Source organism: Bradyrhizobium sp. 23AC (assembly GCF_054863025.1).
In genome coordinates this window covers 87,470-103,917 of record NZ_JAVAYN010000007.1, presented here as the reverse complement: position 1 = coordinate 103,917, position 16,448 = coordinate 87,470, and the positions used below count along the sequence as shown (strand labels likewise).

At 64.9% G+C, this 16,448-nt stretch carries 16 protein-coding genes; 9 read left to right on the top strand and 7 right to left on the bottom strand.

Annotation, left to right across the window (positions count from 1 at the left end; translation table 11 throughout):
* Nucleotides 1-40 precede the first annotated feature (40 nt).
* Complete coding sequence (locus RAD10_RS18590; RefSeq protein WP_461618682.1) at nt 41-277, bottom strand: hypothetical protein; 237 nt, start codon at nt 275-277, stop codon at nt 41-43.
* A gap of 265 nt (nt 278-542) precedes the next feature.
* On the opposite strand from RAD10_RS18590, the gene RAD10_RS18585 reads away from it, so the two are divergent.
* Entirely contained in the window at nt 543-890 is a 348-nt protein-coding gene (locus RAD10_RS18585; RefSeq protein ID WP_028144734.1) for a DUF6481 family protein, read from the top strand.
* 107 nt (nt 891-997) lie between these two features.
* Here RAD10_RS18585 and RAD10_RS18580 read toward each other — a convergent pair whose 3' ends face one another.
* A complete protein-coding gene (locus RAD10_RS18580; RefSeq protein WP_018323138.1) occupies nt 998-1,243 on the bottom strand; it encodes a pentapeptide MXKDX repeat protein in 246 nt (81 codons plus the stop codon).
* A 333-nt stretch (nt 1,244-1,576) separates the two neighbouring features.
* On the opposite strand from RAD10_RS18580, the gene RAD10_RS18575 reads away from it, so the two are divergent.
* Genes RAD10_RS18575 through RAD10_RS18565 form a run of 3 tightly spaced genes read left to right on the top strand, consistent with a single transcriptional unit; the run spans nt 1,577 to nt 4,505 of the window.
* Entirely contained in the window at nt 1,577-2,599 is a 1,023-nt protein-coding gene (locus tag RAD10_RS18575) for a TRAP transporter substrate-binding protein (RefSeq protein WP_461618681.1), read from the top strand.
* Nucleotides 2,596-3,150, top strand: a complete 555-nt coding sequence (locus tag RAD10_RS18570) for a TRAP transporter small permease (RefSeq protein ID WP_038946715.1) — start codon at nt 2,596-2,598, stop codon at nt 3,148-3,150. The genes RAD10_RS18575 and RAD10_RS18570 overlap by 4 nt, the downstream gene beginning before the upstream one ends.
* Nucleotides 3,147-4,505 (top strand): TRAP transporter large permease, encoded by a 1,359-nt coding sequence (locus RAD10_RS18565; RefSeq protein ID WP_018323135.1) that lies wholly within the window; start codon nt 3,147-3,149, stop codon nt 4,503-4,505. Before RAD10_RS18570 ends, RAD10_RS18565 begins: the two co-directional genes overlap by 4 nt.
* A gap of 111 nt (nt 4,506-4,616) precedes the next feature.
* Here RAD10_RS18565 and RAD10_RS18560 read toward each other — a convergent pair whose 3' ends face one another.
* Nucleotides 4,617-5,297, bottom strand: a complete 681-nt coding sequence (locus RAD10_RS18560; RefSeq protein WP_461618680.1) for a GntR family transcriptional regulator — start codon at nt 5,295-5,297, stop codon at nt 4,617-4,619.
* A 216-nt stretch (nt 5,298-5,513) separates the two neighbouring features.
* Here RAD10_RS18560 and RAD10_RS18555 point away from each other — a divergent pair, with 216 nt between their 5' ends.
* From RAD10_RS18555 to RAD10_RS18540, 4 genes are all read left to right on the top strand, one after another.
* On the top strand, nt 5,514-6,137 hold the full coding sequence (locus RAD10_RS18555; RefSeq protein WP_461618679.1) for a TRAP transporter small permease: 624 nt from the start codon (nt 5,514-5,516) through the stop codon (nt 6,135-6,137).
* Entirely contained in the window at nt 6,137-7,402 is a 1,266-nt protein-coding gene (locus RAD10_RS18550; protein ID WP_461618678.1) for a TRAP transporter large permease, read from the top strand. Before RAD10_RS18555 ends, RAD10_RS18550 begins: the two co-directional genes overlap by 1 nt.
* 24 nt (nt 7,403-7,426) lie before the next feature.
* Nucleotides 7,427-8,410: a TRAP transporter substrate-binding protein gene (locus RAD10_RS18545; protein WP_028144740.1), complete on the top strand. Its 984-nt coding sequence runs from the start codon at nt 7,427-7,429 to the stop codon at nt 8,408-8,410.
* A 76-nt stretch (nt 8,411-8,486) separates the two neighbouring features.
* A complete protein-coding gene (locus tag RAD10_RS18540; RefSeq protein ID WP_461618677.1) occupies nt 8,487-9,413 on the top strand; it encodes a dihydrodipicolinate synthase family protein in 927 nt (308 codons plus the stop codon).
* Nucleotides 9,414-9,573: 160 nt separating this feature from the next.
* Here the strand turns inward: RAD10_RS18540 and RAD10_RS18535 are convergent, their stop codons facing one another.
* From RAD10_RS18535 to RAD10_RS18520, 4 genes are read right to left on the bottom strand one after another with little or no spacing between them, the layout of a single operon-like run.
* Nucleotides 9,574-10,485, bottom strand: coding sequence for a hydroxymethylglutaryl-CoA lyase (locus RAD10_RS18535; RefSeq protein WP_461618676.1), 912 nt, complete (start codon nt 10,483-10,485; stop codon nt 9,574-9,576).
* 1 nt (nt 10,486) lies between these two features.
* Complete coding sequence (locus RAD10_RS18530) at nt 10,487-12,490, bottom strand: acetyl/propionyl/methylcrotonyl-CoA carboxylase subunit alpha (protein ID WP_461618675.1); 2,004 nt, start codon at nt 12,488-12,490, stop codon at nt 10,487-10,489.
* A gap of 4 nt (nt 12,491-12,494) precedes the next feature.
* Nucleotides 12,495-14,099, bottom strand: coding sequence for a carboxyl transferase domain-containing protein (locus tag RAD10_RS18525; RefSeq protein ID WP_461618674.1), 1,605 nt, complete (start codon nt 14,097-14,099; stop codon nt 12,495-12,497).
* A gap of 24 nt (nt 14,100-14,123) precedes the next feature.
* Nucleotides 14,124-15,251, bottom strand: a complete 1,128-nt coding sequence (locus RAD10_RS18520; RefSeq protein ID WP_461618915.1) for an isovaleryl-CoA dehydrogenase — start codon at nt 15,249-15,251, stop codon at nt 14,124-14,126.
* 167 nt (nt 15,252-15,418) lie between these two features.
* Here RAD10_RS18520 and RAD10_RS18515 point away from each other — a divergent pair, with 167 nt between their 5' ends.
* The gene (locus RAD10_RS18515; protein WP_461618673.1) at nt 15,419-16,447 is read left to right on the top strand and encodes an AraC family transcriptional regulator; all 1,029 of its coding nucleotides are present in this window, start codon (nt 15,419-15,421) and stop codon (nt 16,445-16,447) included.
* Nucleotide 16,448 lies beyond the last annotated feature (1 nt).

Here is a 16,448-nt window from a genome sequence, read left to right as displayed (position 1 = left end):
CGACGTCCCGTCACATCCCGATCGGTCCAGCTCGTCAGGTTCAGCCTCGGGTCGCCCGGATCGCATCCTTGCGCGAGGTTTCGACCGCCGGGGTCGCCTGCTGGAGCCGCGGTGCACAGGTCGTCAGCACGAACGCGGTCTGGGTGCATTCCCAGTCGGCACCCAGGACGGCGCTCTCGATGGGCTGGGGACGAGCGAGCAGTAGCGCGGCGCCGGCCACGGCAATCAGGGCCAAGGCGATTGCCAGCGCCTTCTGGCGGAAGCGGAAGATCGTCATGCCCGTGCTCCGTCTCGTATCGGGGCGGACGCTAGGCGTCGCCCTCGTGCTCCCTTATGAGGGACATCACAATTCGGCAGTTTTTCCGGGCTACGAGATCGTCGGGGCGGCGATTTTTCGTCTACCTGATCGGCTGCGATTATGGGTGGCTTCGCGACGCGCGCCGATGTACACGCTTCTGCGTCGCGTGGCGCCCGCTATGCCCAGCCGACGTACCAACACGCAGTGATGTAGGGCTGAAAGTGAGGAAGACAAGGTTCGTTCGATGAGTGGATTTAGGGAACCAGGCTTCTCCGACCGACAAAAGGCGGCGCAGGAAGCACGCAAAAATCTTTTGAACAAATTCAAGTCGCAGCCCGGTCACGACGATCCGGCGGTCGCGGCACGACGCGCCGAGCGCGAGGCCCTCGCGGCCAAGCGCGCCGAGACAAAGGCAGCGCGCGAGGCCGAAAAGGCCGAGCAGAAGCGTATCGCGGAAGAAGCCGCAGCCGCGGAGGCAGCCCGGATCGCCCGCGAGGCGGAGGAGGCGGTCGCCAAGCAGGCTGAAGTCGAGGCCGAGCAGAAGGCCAAGCGCGACGCCCGCTACGCCGCCCGCAAGGCCAAGCGCAAGTAGCATTCACGGTCGCGTTCAACTGAATTTGAACTTACTATTCCGGGGCGGTCCACGCGACCGCCCCTGGATTTTCGACACGTCCGTCTGCTGCGGACGACGGTCGAAGATCAGTTCTTCTTCATCATCCCGTCGTCCTTCTTCATCCCGTCCTTCGACATGTGATCCTTCTTCATGCCGTCGTCCTTGGACATGGTATCCTTCTTCATCATGCCGTCCTTGGACATCGTGTCCTTTTTCATCATGCCGTCATCCTTGCCCATCTTGTCTTGAGCAAAGGCGGCCGGCGCGAGCGCGAGGCCGAGCGAGAGAGCGGCAGCGGAGACGCCGAGCACGATACGGGTGCGAATGGTCATGGATCATCTTCCCTTCGAGATGGTGTTTGTCAGCGACGGACGCCGCTATTCAATCTCGACGGATGGACGCCCCGCATTGTTACCCCGCCGCGAGATAAATTTTTGACGAGCCTGCTGCGGTCCGCCGTTCGAAGGAGGCCAGGGCCTGCGGCGGGAAGAAGATGTGTGCAGCGCAGCACGGCCACCCCCTTGCCGCGGCATTCGGTCTCGAACTATCAGATGAGAGAATATCGGGTGAAAGACCGGCTAGGATGGGCCTACGTGCCGGTCACATGACCCGCCCCAATCACACCAACAAGAACCGTTTGAAGAAACGTTCAAAGGGAACACACCATGCTCACGCGCCGCCATCTGATCGCGACAGCCGTCGCCGCACCCGCCATTCTCCGCTTCGGCATTGGCACCGCGCATGCCGCGACCACGCTGAAGATCTCGCACCAGTTCCCGGGTGGCACCATCGACAAGGGCGATTTCCGCGACCGCCTCTGCCGCATGTTCGCTGCCGAAGTCAGTAAGCGCAGCAATGGTGACATTGCCGCGGAGATCTATCCGAACTCTTCGCTGATCAAGACCAACGCGCAGTTCTCCGCGATGCGCAAGGGCGCGCTCGACATCAGCCTCTATCCGATGCCGTACGCTGGCGGTGAGCTGCCGGAGACCAATATCGGCCTGATGCCCGGCCTCGTGACCACCTACGACCAGGGCCTGCGCTGGAAGAAGGAGCCGGTCGGCAAGGCGCTGACCGACTTCCTCGCCGACAAGGGCATCATCCTGCTCTCCTGGGTCTGGCAGGCCGGCGGCGTCGCCAGCCGCTCCAAGCCAATCGTCGCGCCGGAAGACGCCAAGGGCCTGAAGGTGCGCGGCGGCTCGCGCGAGATGGACATGGTGCTCCAGACCGCCGGCGCCTCGGTGCTGTCGGTGCCCTCGAACGAAATCTACGCGGCGATGCAGACCGGCGCCTGCGATGCCGGCATCACCTCCTCGACCAGCCTGATCTCGTTCCGTCTGGAAGAGGTCGCCAAGTCCCTGACCTCGGGCGCAGGTGCCTCCTACTGGTTCATGCTCGAGCCGCTGATGATGTCGAAGGCGATCTTCGACAAGCTGCCGAAGAACCAGCAGGACATCCTGCTCGCGGTCGGCACCGAGCTCGAGGCCTTTGGCCGCAAGGGCGCGCAGGACGACGACGTCGAGGTCGCCAAGGTCTACGAGAAGGCCGGCGCCAAGGTCTCGGTGCTCGACGCCGCGACCGTCGGCAAGTGGCGTGACATCGCCCGCGACACCGCGTGGAAGGACTACAGCGCCAAGACCGCGACCTCGGCGAACCTGCTCAAGCTCGCCACCGACGTCGCCGCATGAGCCACGGTCCGCTTCCGGATCGTGACGATCAAACCAGCGCTGCCGCAAGGACAGGCCTTGCGGCAGCGATCGATCGTGGTCTCGCCATCCTCAACAGCATCATCGTCGTGTTCGCCGCGATCGCGCTGGTCGCGGCCTGCGCCATCCTGAGCTACAGCGTGCTCAGCCGCGCCTTGTTCAAGGCCGCCAATTACTGGCAGGACGAGGCCGCCGTGTTCCTGCTGGTCGGCGCGACCTTCATGACGGCCGCCTATGTGCAGCAGAACCGCGGCCATATCGGCATCGAGGCTTTTGTCGGCCTGCTCTCGCCCCTCGCGAACCGGATCAGGCTCTGGCTGGTCGATGCCGCCACGTTCCTGTTCTGCGCCTTCTTCACCTGGAAGTCCTGGACACTGGCCCACGAGGCCTATGTCGACGGCCAGGTCTCGAACTCGATGTGGTCGCCGCCGCTCGCCATTCCCTATTCGCTGATGGCGTTCGGCATGAGCCTGCTCTGCATCCAGATCCTCGTGCAGCTTGCGCTGCCGTTTACCGGAGCCAAGCGTCCATGAGCGTGTTCGGTATCGGCGTTGCCTACGGTGTTGCGACGCTGCTCGTGATGTTCTCGGGCATGCCTATTGCGTTCGCGCTCGGCGCGGTCGCGGTCGTGTTCATGGGCATCTACATGCCGGCGGCGTCCCTCGATACGGTGACGCAAAACGTCTACGAGGAAATGGCCTCGATCACGCTGTTGTCGATCCCGCTCTTCATCCTGAAGGGCGCCGCGATCGGCAAGTCGCGCGCCGGCCAGGATCTCTATTCGGCCCTGCATGCCTGGCTGCATCGCGTTCCCGGCGGGCTCGGCGTTGCCAACGTGTTCGCCTGCGCGCTGTTCGCGGCGATGGCGGGCTCCTCGCCTGCGACCTGCTCGGCGATCGGCTCGGCCGGCATTCCCGAGATGCGCAAGCGCGGCTATTCCGGCGGCTTTGCCGCGGGCATCATCGCCGCCGGCGGCACGCTCGGCATCCTGCTGCCGCCCTCGATCACCATGATCCTGTTCGCGGTCGCAGCCGAAAAATCGCTCGGACGGCTGTTCCTCGCCGGCATCGGCCCCGGCCTGCTGCTGGTCTCGCTGTTCGGCGCCTATGCCGTGATCCGCTTCCGCCAGGAATATGCCGCCGCCGAAGCTATCTACAAGAACGGCGGCCCGGAAGCGGCGATCCTCGCCCGCGACGAATACACGCTCGCCGAACGCTTCAGCGTGCTGCCGCGCGTGATCCCGTTCGTGCTGCTGCTCACCGGCGTCATGATCGCACTCTATGGCGGCTACGCCACGCCGTCAGAGACCGCCGGCCTCGGTGGCCTGCTGGCGCTGGCGCTGATCGCGGCGATCTACAGCGTGTGGCGGCCGAGCGACCTCGCCCCGATCATGAAGTCGACGATCCGGGAATCGACCATGCTGATGATGATCATCGGCATGTCGCTGCTCTATTCCTACGTGATGAGCTATCTGCACATTTCGCAATCGGTCGCCGAATCCATCGTCGCGATGCACCTGCCGCGCTGGGAGCTGCTGTTCGCGATCCTCGTCATGGTCGTCGTGCTCGGCTTCTTCCTGCCGCCGGTCTCGATCATCCTGATGACGGCACCGATCATCCTGCCGCCACTGCGTGCCGCCAACTTCGACATCATCTGGTTCGGCGTGGTCATGACCATCGTGATGGAGATGGGGCTGATCCATCCCCCCGTCGGCCTCAACATCTTCGTCATCCGCAACGTCGCGCCGGACATCCCCTTGCGCGAGGTGATCTGGGGCACGCTGCCGTTCGTGCTGCTGATGATGCTGGCAGTGCTGCTGCTGTGCTTCTTCCCGGCGATTTCGACCGGGCTGCCGGATCTGGTGATGGGGCCGGACGGGAGCAGGTAACGGCAATCACAACTACCGTAGGGTGGGCAAAGCGAAGCGTGCCCACCACCTGTCGGCGATCACTGAGAGATGGTGGGCACGGCGCTACGCGCCTTTGCCCACCCTGCGAAGCTATTCGCTCTTCCGCCGCTGCTTCGGCGCGTTTGCCACCACCTGCAACAGATCCTTGCGCACGGCTTCGATGTGCCGTTCAAGGAACCGGCACGCCTCATCGACCTTCTGTGCCCGGCAGAGCGCGATCATATGGGCGTGCTCCTTTTCGGCCGTCCCCATCGCTTTGGTGTTGGAGAGCTGCAGCCGCGTGTAGCGGTCGCTGGTCTGGAGCAGCGACAGCACGATCGCCCGCGTGCGCGGCTGCGGGGCGTGAACGTAAAGCGCCATGTGGAAGTCGGCGTTGAGCTGGCCCCATTCGCTGACGTTCTTCGCCTTGATCGCCTTCTCGAAGCGCTTGTGGATGTCGTCGAGCCCGTCGAAATCATCAGCGCTGAAATGCGGCGCCGACTGCGCCAGCAGCCGCGGCTCCAGGATCCGGCGCAGATCGAACACGTCGTTGATCTCGTCCAGCGACAACTCCGAGACGATGGCACCCTTCTGCGGCACGATCCGCACCAGGCCTTCGGCCTCGAGCTGGAATAGCGCCTCGCGAACCGGAATGCGGCTGACGCCATAGGCCTCGCCAAGCGCATCCTGCCGCAACTGTGATCCGGCCGGATAAGTACCGTCGAGGATCGCCTGCCTGAGCTGGTCGACGATCGCGGCCGACAGGGTGCGATGCTTCAGAGGCTGTTTCATCTGACCTTCTGTTGTCCTTCCCGACTCGTCCGGCCGAAGCGGTCTCTCTCTTGCATGTCGGGCGCTCCAGCAAAAGCCGGGTGCCCCGCACAGCAGCGTGCCCAGCAAAAGCGCGGCCTGCCGCCGAAATGACCCCAATCTCCGTTTGACACCCAAATTGTATAAATTATACATTTGTCGATAGCACGACAATTTTCGGGGTGTGGGGCCTCTTTCATGATCGAGCAGACGATCCCGGCTAACCGCGCGTTCAGCGTTCGAAGGATGGTCATTCGCGCCTCCAGCGCCCTGCTCGCCGTGGAGCGCCTTGCGCTGATGGCCCTTATGTACGTGCTGACCGGCCTGATCCTGGTGAACGTCGTCACCCGCTACGCGCGCTTTCCGATCTACTGGATCGACGAATCCGCTGTTTATTGCGTGGTCTGGCTGACCTTCATCGGCGCCTCCGCGATGACGCGCCTGCGGCTCGACTTCGCGGTGACCATGCTGACGGAACGTCTTTCGCCGCAGCACCAGAAGATCGCGAAGGTGATCTCGACCGGCCTCGTCGTCGTATTCGGCGCCGCCCTGATCGTCACCTGCATGCTCTGGATGGATCCGGTTGGCCTTGCCCGCGCCGGCTTCGACGGGCGCAAGCTCGCGGCCGAAACCTTCAACTTCCTCTACACCGAGCACACCCAGACGCTGAACTGGCCGACCTGGGTGCTCTACCTGACGCTGCCGATCTTCGCGGTGTCGATGACCGTTCACGGCCTCGCCAATTTGCTGGAAGATCTGGGGCTGGTGCCGCGCGTGCCGCCAAGGGGCTTCCAGCTCTCCGAGCTCGACGGGGTCAACTGATGATCACGTCAGCGGCCTTTATGGTTTTCATGCTGGTCGGCGTGCCGATCGGCCTCTGCCTGTGCCTCGCCGGCCTCGTCTACATCGCCGCATCCGGCAATCCCGTGCTGTTCCAGTCCTATCCGCTGCAGCTGTTCGGCGGCGTCGACAGCTACGGCCTGATTGCCATCCCGCTTTTCATCCTGATCGGCGAGATCATGAACGGCGGCGGCATCACACGGCGCATCGTCGACATGGCGATGGCCTTCGTCGGCTCGCTCAAAGGCGGGCTCGCCTACGTCAACATCCTCGCCAACATGTTCATCTCCTCGATCCTGGGATCGGCGACCGCGCAGGTCGCGATCATGGCCCAGATCATGGTGCCGGAAATGGAGAAGAAGGGCTACGACAAGACGTTCGCTGCGGGCCTGACCGCCTATGGCGGCATGCTCGGACCGATCATCCCGCCCTCGGTGATGTTCGTGGTCTACAGCGTGCTCGCGCAGGTCTCGGTCAGCGACATGCTGATCGCCGGCATCGTGCCGGGCGTCATCCTCACCGTGATGTTCTGCCTCGTCATTGCCCTGATGGGCTATGTCTACAATTATCCACGTGCGGACTATCAGACGCCGCGCCAGCGCGTCGTGACGATCCTGCGGACGTCGCCGACGCTGCTGATCCCGATCGTCATCGTCGGCACGATTCTGAGCGGCCTCGCCAATGCAACGGAGTCCGCCGCGGTCGGCGCGGTGGCTGCTGCACTCGTCGGAAAATACTGGACCAGGGAGTTCGAGTTCTCGCAGCTGCCGCAGATGATGCTGCGCAGCGCGATCTATTCGGCGATCGTGCTGTTCCTGGTCGCGGCCGCAGCCGTGTTCTCCTGGGTCCTGATCTTCGGCAAAGTGCCGCAGGAGACGGCTGCCTGGATCCAGACCGCCGCCAAAGACCCGGTCAGCTTCATGCTGATCTGCAACGTGATCCTGCTGGTGATCGGCACGGTCATCGACGGCATTCCCGGCCTGATCATGACGGTGCCGATTCTGCTGCCGGTCGCAACCGAGGTCTATCACATCGATCCCCGGCATTTCGGCGTCGTAGTGGTGATCAATCTCGTGCTCGGCCTGCTGTCGCCGCCGGTCGGGCTCTGCTTCTTCGTTGCGGCCGCCGTCACCGGCGCCAAGCCCGGCAAGATGTTCATGGTGACGCTGCCCTTCTTCGTCATCTCCTGCGTCCTCCTCGTGCTGCTCTCGCTCTACCCGTCGCTCTCGCTGATCCTCATCAAATAGGCCCGTTCAAAAGGAAGCCCGACCATGCCGCTTACACGCCGCCGCTTTCTCGCCGCCAGTGCCGCCACATCGGTGTTCGCACCGTCGTTGGCACTCGCCCAGACCAAGGAATTCCGCCTCGGCCTGATCACGCCGAACGGCCATTCCTGGAACAAGGCCGCGCTCAAATTCGGTGACGATCTCAAGGCCGCGACCAACGGCCGCCTGACCTTGACCGTGTTCCACTCCGGCCAGCTCGGCAACGAGCCCGCGATGATGCAGCAATTGCAGTCCGGAGCGCTCGACATGGGCTTCATCCAGGCCGCCGAGCTCGGCTCGCGCGTACCGCACATCGCCGCGATCAACGCGCCCTACATCGTGCGCTCGACGCCGGCGGTGGCGAAATTCGTGCGGCATCCGGCGGCCGTCAAACTGTTCGACGTGCTGCCGCAGGAAACCGGAACGATCGGGCTTGGCTGGGGCATCACCGGCATGCGCGCGGTCTTCTCGTCGAAGGACTTGACGACGCTCGCCGACATCAAGGGCATGAAGCTGCGCATCAACCCGACGCCGGTCTATCGCGACTTCTACTCGTCCCTCGGCGCAGCGCCGACGCCGATCCCCACGCCGCAGGTGTTCGACGCCATGGCCAACGGCCAGGTCGACGGCCTCGAGGCCGATCTCGAATTCTCCTGGAACCAGCGTTTCGACAAGGTCTCCAAGGTGATCCTGCAGATGAATGCCGTCTTCATGCCGATGGCGGCCGTCGTCTCCGGACGGGTCTGGCAGTCGCTCCCCGCCGCGGACCGCGAGCTGATCGCCAAGACGGTGAAGGCGACGCTGGATGCGCAGATCGACGAACTCGCCGGCAACGAGCCCGCGCTGATCGAGAACTTCAAGAACGCGCCGATTCCGATCCGCCAGGTCCCGGCCGGCGACACCGAAGCCGTCATTGCCGAGTTCGACAAGATCTGGCTGCCCAAGGCGCCGGTTCTCGCCGAGCTGCGCAAGGTCGGCGCGACGCTCTGATCCCACCCGCCATCCTCTTCACCACGCCCGGCGGATCCAGCCCCCCGCCGGCAATCTTTTACTTGGAGTCAAATCAATGAGCCGCCGCGTTTCCTGGGAAGGCGTCTTCCCGGCCGTCACCACCCAATTCCACGACGATCTCTCGCTCGACATCGATGCAACCGCGAAGGTGATGGACGGTCTGATCCGCGACGGCGTCTCGGGCCTGATCGTCTGCGGCTCGGTCGGCGAGAACACCTCGCTGGAGCGCAAGGAGAAGGTCGCGATCATGGAGACCGCCAAGTCGGTCGCCGCCGGCCGCGTGCCCGTATTGTGCGGCATTGCCGAATTCACTACGGCGTTTGCGGTCGAGACGGCAAAGGAAGCCGCGCGCGTCGGCATCGACGGCGTGATGGTGATGCCGGCGCTGGTCTATTCGTCCAAGCCGCACGAGACCGCCGCGCATTTCCGTGCCGTTGCCTCCGCGACCGACCTGCCCGTGATGCTCTACAACAATCCGCCGATCTACAAGAACGACGTCACCCCGGACATTCTGGTCACGCTCGCTGACGTCGAGACCGTCGTATGCTTCAAGGATTCCTCCGGAGACACGCGCCGCTTCATCGACACCAGGAACATGGTGGGCGACCGCTTCGTGCTGTTCGCAGGCCTCGACGACGTCATCGTCGAGAGCATCGCCATGGGCGCCGTGGGCTGGGTCTCCGGCATGTCGAACGCCTTCCCGCGCGAGGGCGAGACGCTGTTTCGTTTGGCCAAGGCCGGCCGCCTCGCCGAGGCGATGCCGATCTACGAATGGTTCATGCCGCTCTTGCATCTCGATGCGCGCCCCGACCTCGTCCAGTGCATCAAGCTGTGCGAGCACATCATGGGCCGCGGCACCGCGCTGACCCGCCCGCCGCGCCTCGCCCTGCTGCCGCAGGAGAAGGCCGAGGTCGAGGCGATGATGGCCAAGGCGCTGAAGAGCCGGCCGCGCCTGCCGGATGTCGGCTTGAAGGCGGCGTGAAAGCAGGTCGCGTAGGGTGGGCAAAGCGACTTGTCCGCCGTAGCTCGAAGAGCGAAGGCGGAAGCGTGCCCACCACCTGTCTCGATCATAAAAAGATGGTGGGCACGACGCTACGCGCCTTTGCCCACCCTACGGCACCTGCGCTTACAATGGCGAAGACCTACGAAGCCGCCCGCTTCTTCTTCGCATTCAGTGCGGACGCCACTCGGCTCACGGGCGGCTTGCCCAGCACACCGCCCATCTCGTTCGTGGCCGCCAGCAGCTTCTCCATATCCACGCCGGTCCTGATCCCCATGCCCTCGAGCATGTAGACGACATCCTCGGTCGCGACGTTGCCGGTCGCGCCCGGCGCATAGGGGCAGCCGCCGAGGCCGCCGGCGGCGGCGTCGATGACGCGCACGCCCTCCTCCAGGCCGGCATAGAGATTGGCGAGCGCCTGCCCATAGGTGTCGTGGAAATGCATTGCAAGCTTGGCGGCGGGAATGTTGGCGGCAACCGCGCGCAGCATCGCCTTAGCCTTATCAGGCGTGCCGACGCCGATGGTGTCGCCGAGCGAGATCTCGTAGCAGCCGAGCTCCCACAACGTGCTCGCAAGGTCGGCGACGGCCTTCGGCTTGATCTCACCGTCGAACGGACAGCCGAGCACGCAGGAGATATAGCCGCGCACCTTGACGCCGTCGTCCCTCGCGCGCGCCAGCACCGGCTTGAACCGCTCGATGGACTCGGCGACCGTGCAATTGATGTTGGCGCGGGAAAAGCCCTCGGAGGCCGCGGCGAATACGGAGACCACTTTCGCGCCCGCGGCCCGCGCGGCGTCATAGCCCTTCTCGTTGGGCACCAGCACGTGGAATTCGGCGCCCTTGATGTGGTTCACGCCGCGCAGCACGGCATCCGAGCTCGCCATTTGCGGGATCGCCTTGGGTGAGACGAACGCCCCGACCTCGACCGTGTCGAGGCCGGCCGCGACCAGCGCCTCGACGAAGGCGATACGGGCTTCGACGCTGACGGGCGTCTTCTCGTTCTGGAGGCCGTCGCGCGGCCCCATTTCGATGATGCGGACGGGGTCGCTCATGTCACTCTCCCGCAGGATCGACCACCGCGAGCTCGACGCCCTCCTGCACGATGTCGCCGACCTTGCACTTGATGGACTTCAAGACGCCGGCATAGGGCGCGCGCAGCGTCTGCTCCATCTTCATCACTTCCAGCGTCAGGATCGGCGCGCCCTTCTCGAGCTTGGCCCCCTCCTCGGCCAGCACGGCGACAACGGTGCCCGGCAACGGCGCTGCGATCTTGTCCTCGCCGATATGCTCCTCGCTCTCGCCGCCGAACGGATCGACCCAGTGCAGGTCGAAGCGGCCGTTGCGCGTGCGCAAGTAAAGCTCATGGCCGGCGATGACCGCGGCGACCGACGATTTGACGCCGTCAAGCGTCAGATCGAAGCCGCCGTCGCGTGGCGTGATCGCGAACGCCAATTCGCGTTCGCCGATGGCAAGTGTGGACGGGCCGCTGCCGTAGTTCAGCACGATCTTCTGCTCGGGGCCATGACCGACGCGAAAGGCAAAGCTGCGCTGCCGGCGGCCGACCGGCTGCCAGCCAAAGGTTTGCCAGGGCGAGTTCGCGCCCTCTTGCGCGGCTTGCCGCTCGCCATTCACGATAGCGGCCACTGCGGCGCACAGCTCGAGCTCACCCGGCGCCGGCGCGGCCTGTGTCAGCACCGCCAGCTCACGCTCGATGAAGCCGGTATCGATCGCATTCGTCCGCACCTTCGGATGCGTCATCAGCGCCGACAGGAACGGGATGTTGGTGACGATGCCGCGGACGTCGGATTCCTCCAGCCCGCGGTTCAGCCGTTCGATCGCAACGTCCCGCGTTGGCGCCCACGCGATCATTTTGGCGAGCATGGCGTCATAGTAAGGCGAGACGCTATCGCCCTCGCGGTAGCCGGCGTCGATGCGCAGGCCACCGGTCTCGGCGGGCAGCCGCCAGGTCGAGATCCTGCCGACCGACGGCATGAAGTTCTTGGTCGGATTCTCCGCGTAGACGCGCGCCTCGACGGCGTGGCCGTTGAGCTTGATCTCGTCCTGCTTCAACGGCAGCGCCTCGCCGAAGGCGACGCGCAGCTGCCATTCGACGAGGTCGATCCCAGTGATCAGCTCGGTCACGGGATGCTCGACCTGGAGGCGCGTGTTCATCTCGATGAAAAACACGTCCTTGCCGTCGGAGACGAACTCGATCGTGCCGGCGCCGACATAGTTCACCGCTCCGGCCGCTTTTCGCGCGGCGGCGCAGACCGCCTCGCGCTGGGCTGGATTGAGCGTCGGCGACGGCGCTTCCTCGATCACCTTCTGGTGCCGGCGCTGCAACGTGCATTCGCGCTCGAACAGCGACAGCAGATTGCCATGGCTGTCGCCGATGATCTGCACCTCGATATGCCGGGGATTGTCGACATATTTTTCGATCAGCATGCGATCGTCGCCGAACGCGGCCTTGGCCTCGCGCTTGGCGCTGACGATCGCAGGAGAAAGTTCGTCGGCCGAGCGGACGATGCGCATGCCGCGGCCGCCGCCACCGGCGGACGCCTTCACCAGGATGGGGAAGCCGATCTTGTCGGCCGCCTTCGAAAGCGTCGCCTCGTCCTGGGCTTCGCCGTGATAGCCGGGAACCAGCGGCACGCCGGCCTTCTCCATCAGCTCTTTCGAGCCGGACTTCGAGCCCATCGCCGTCATCATTCCGGCCGTCGGGCCGACGAACACCAGCCCTGCATCGAAGCAGGCCCGCGCGAATTCGGCATTCTCGGACAGGAAGCCGTAGCCGGGATGCACGGCCTCGGCGCCGGTCTTGCGCGCGGCCTCGATCAGCCGCTCGACGTTGAGGTAGCTGTCGCGGGCGCGTGCGGGCCCGAGCAGCACGGCTTCATCAGCGAGCGCGACATGCATCGCGTCGCGGTCGGCCTCGGAATAGACCGCGACCGTGCGGAGGCCCATGGCGCGGGCGGTACGGATGACGCGGCAGGCGATCTCACCGCGGTTGGCGATCAGGAGCGTGCGAAAACGGCGGTAGAGCTTTGAGTGGTCCATCGCATCACATCCTGAACAGGCCGAATTTCGTCGGTTCGATCGGCGCATTCGACGCCGCCGAAAGGCCGAGGCCGAGCACGAGACGCGTGTCGGCGGGGTCGATCACGCCGTCGTCCCACAGCCGCGCGGTCGCGTAATATGGATGTCCCTGGCTCTCATACTGGGCGCGGATAGGCTCGCGGAATTTGTCTTCCTCCTCCTTCGACCAGCTATCGCCCTTGGCCTCGATATTGTCGCGGCGGACCTGGCTCAGCACCATCGAGGCCTGTTCGCCGCCCATCACCGAGATGCGCGCGTTCGGCCACATCCAGAGGAAGCGCGGCGAGTAGGCGCGGCCGCACATGCCGTAATTGCCGGCGCCGTAGGAGCCGCCGATCACCACGGTGAACTTCGGCACCGATGCGGTCGCAACCGCCGTCACGAGCTTGGCGCCGTCGCGCGCGATGCCGCCGGCCTCGTACTTCTTGCCGACCATGAATCCGGTGATGTTCTGCAGGAACACCAGGGGAATGCCGCGCTGGCAGCACAGCTCGATGAAATGCGCGCCCTTCAGCGAACTTTCACTGAAGAGAATGCCGTTGTTGGCGATGATGCCGACCGGATAGCCCCAGATATGGGCGAAGCCGCACACCAGCGTCGTGCCGTAGAGCTTCTTGAATTCGTCGAACTCGGAGCCATCCACGACGCGGGCGATGATGTCGCGCACGTCGAACGGCTTGCGGCCGTCGACCGGCACCACGCCGTAAATCTCCTCCGCAGCAAACAGCGGCTCACGCGCCGGATGCATATTGAGGTTCGGCCGCACCGACGGCTTCAGCGTGCCGACGATGCGCCGGGCGATGCCGATCGCGTGCGCATCGTTCTGTGCGTAATGGTCCGTGACGCCCGACTGGCGCGAATGTACGTCGGCGCCGCCGAGCTCCTCCGCGCTGACGACCTCGCCGGTCGCGGCCTTCACCAGCGGCGGGCCGCCGAGGAAGATGGTGCCCTGATTGCGCACGATGATGCTCTCGTCCGACATCGCCGGAACATAGGCGCCCCCCGCGGTGCAGGAGCCCATCACAATCGCAATCTGCGGAATGCCCTGGGACGACATCTGCGCCTGGTTATAGAAGATGCGGCCGAAATGCCGCTCGTCCGGGAAGATCTCGTCCTGCAGCGGCAGGAAGGCGCCGCCGGAATCGACCATGTAGACGCAGGGCAGATTGTTCTGCCGCGCCACGTCCTGCGCGCGCAGATGCTTCTTCACCGTCATGGGGTAGTAAGTGCCGCCCTTGATGGTGGCGTCGTTGGCGACGATCATGCATTCGCGCCCCGAAATGCGCCCCACCCCCGTCACGACGCTCGCCGAATGCACGTCGCCGCCATAGAGGCCGTAAGCCGCGAGCGGCGACAGCTCCAGGAACGAGGTGCCGGGATCGACCAGGAGGTCGACGCGCTCGCGTGCCAGCATCTTGCCGCGCGAGGTGTGGCGGTTGCGCGAGGCCTCGCCGCCGCCGCCGGCGACCTGGCTGAGCTTTTCGCGCAAGTCCGCGACAAGCGTGCGCATGGCCTCGGAATTGCGCGCAAAGTCTGATGAAGATGGATCGATGCTGGAATGGAGCGGCATGTTGATTCCAATGAGGTGATGGTTTTAAGCCGTCTCGGACATCAGTTCGCGGCCGATCAGCATGCGGCGAACTTCGGACGTCCCCGCGCCGATCTCGTAGAGCTTGGCATCGCGCCAGAGACGCCCCACTGGGAATTCGCTGGTGTAGCCGACCCCGCCGAGCGCCTGGATCGCCTCGCCGGCCATCCACGTTGCCTTCTCGGCGGAATAGAGGATCGCCGCGGCCGCATCCTTGCGCAAGCTGCGGGCGTGGTCGGCGCGGTCGCAAGCGCGTCCCACCGCATAGACATAGGCGCGCGTGGCCTGCCATGTCGCATACATGTCGGCGAGCTTGCCCTGCATCAGCTGGAAATCGCCGATCGGCTGACCGAACTGCTTGCGCTCGTGCATGTAGGGCACGACCGCGTCCATGCAGGCCGCCATGATCCCGAGCGGGCCGCCCGACAGCACCGTGCGCTCATAGTCGAGGCCGGACATCAGCACCTTGACGCCCTCGCCCACCTTGCCCATCACGTTCTCCTCCGGCACCTCGCACTCGTCGAAGAACAAGGGATAGGTGTTGGAGCCGCGCATGCCGAGCTTGTCGAGATGCTGGCCGTGGGTAAAACCCTTGAAGCCCTTCTCGATCAGGAAAGCGGTCATCCCGCGCGGGCCGGCCGCCGGATCGGTCTTGGCGTAGACGACGAGCACGTCGGCGTCACCGCCATTGGTGATCCACATCTTCGAGCCGTTGAGCACGTAGCGGTCGCCGCGCTTGTCGGCGCGCAGCTTCATCGAAACGACGTCGGAGCCGGCGCCTGGCTCGGACATCGCGAGCGCGCCGACATAGTCGCCGGAGATCAGCTTCGGCAAATAGCGCTGGCGCTGCGCGTCATTGCCGTTGCGGCGGATCTGGTTGACGCAGAGGTTGGAATGGGCGCCGTAGGACAGACCCACGGCCGCGGAGCCGCGCGAAATCTCCTCCATGGCGACGATATGGGCGAGATAGCCCATGTTGGAGCCGCCATATTGCTCCGGCGCGGTCATGCCGAGCAGGCCAAGGTCGCCGAAGCGCTTCCAGAGGTCTGCGGGGAACAGATTGGCCTTCTCGATGTCGGCCGCGCGCGGGGTGATCTCCGCCTCCACGAAGGCGCGAAGCGTGTCGCGCAGCATGCCGACGTCTTCGCCCAGATCGAAGTCGATGCTCGGGATGTTCAAGGCGATTTCCTCCGTATTTGACCTTCGAACCTAGCGGGATCGAAGCCCCCTTGCGGTCGAAAAGGTTGCATTTTCCGCCAAACTTGGCGAGGATTTTCGAGAGGAATTCCCAAAGGTTCGCAATGCCTTTTCAAGCCGCCACCGCGACCTCGCGCCGCGCCGTGACCCCCACCGCCTTCGTCCGCGGCGTGGTCGCCGCCTATGAACGATATGGCCGCGACCCGGCGGAGGCGCTGAGCCGCGGTCAGGTAGCGCCGGACCTTGTCAATTCTCCGGATGGCCGGATCACCGCCGCCCAGTTCGAGGCGTTGGCGGGCCATGCCATGCGGGAGCTCGACGACGAGGCGCTCGGCTGGTTCTCGCGGCGGCTGCCCTTCGGCACCTACGGCATGCTGTGCCGCGCCTCGATCACGGCGCCGACGCTGGAGGTCGCGCTCAAGCGCTGGTGCCGGCATCATCGTCTGCTCACCGAGGACGTGCTGCTCGATCTCGAGTTCGGTGAGGAGACCGCGGCCGTCTCGATCCGGGAACTGCGCGACCTCGGGCCCTTGCGCGAATTCTGCCTCGTCACTCTGCTCCGCTACGCCCTCGGCTTCTCCTGCTGGGCGGTCGATTCCGCGATTGCGCTACGCGCGGCGGAATTCCCTTATCCTGAGCCGAGACACCTTTCGGTCTATCCGACCATCTTCTGCAAAAGCGTCCGCTTCGACGCGGACTGCGCTCGGATCGTCTTCGACAAGCATTATCTCTCGCTGCCGCTGACGCGCAGTCCGGCCGATCTCGACAACATGCTCAAGGGCGCGCTGCGGTTGACCGTGCTGCCCTATCGGCGCGACCGGCTGCTGGTCGAGCGTGTCCGCCGCGTGCTCCGCAATGTGCGCGGACGCAGTCTCGGTGCCGAGGATGTCGCAAGCGAGCTTGCGCTCTCCACCCGCACCATGCATCGGCGCCTGCGCGAGGAGGCCACCTCGTTGCGCGACCTCAAGGAAGAGGCAAAGTTCGAACTGGCAAAACAGGAGCTGATGCGAGGCCGCACGCCGATCAAACGCATCGCGGAGATCGCGGGCTTCCGCAACGAGAAGAGCTTTTCCCGCGCGTTCCGCACCTGGACCGGTGCCTCGCCGCGGGAGTTTCGCGGCCGGTATCGCTGAG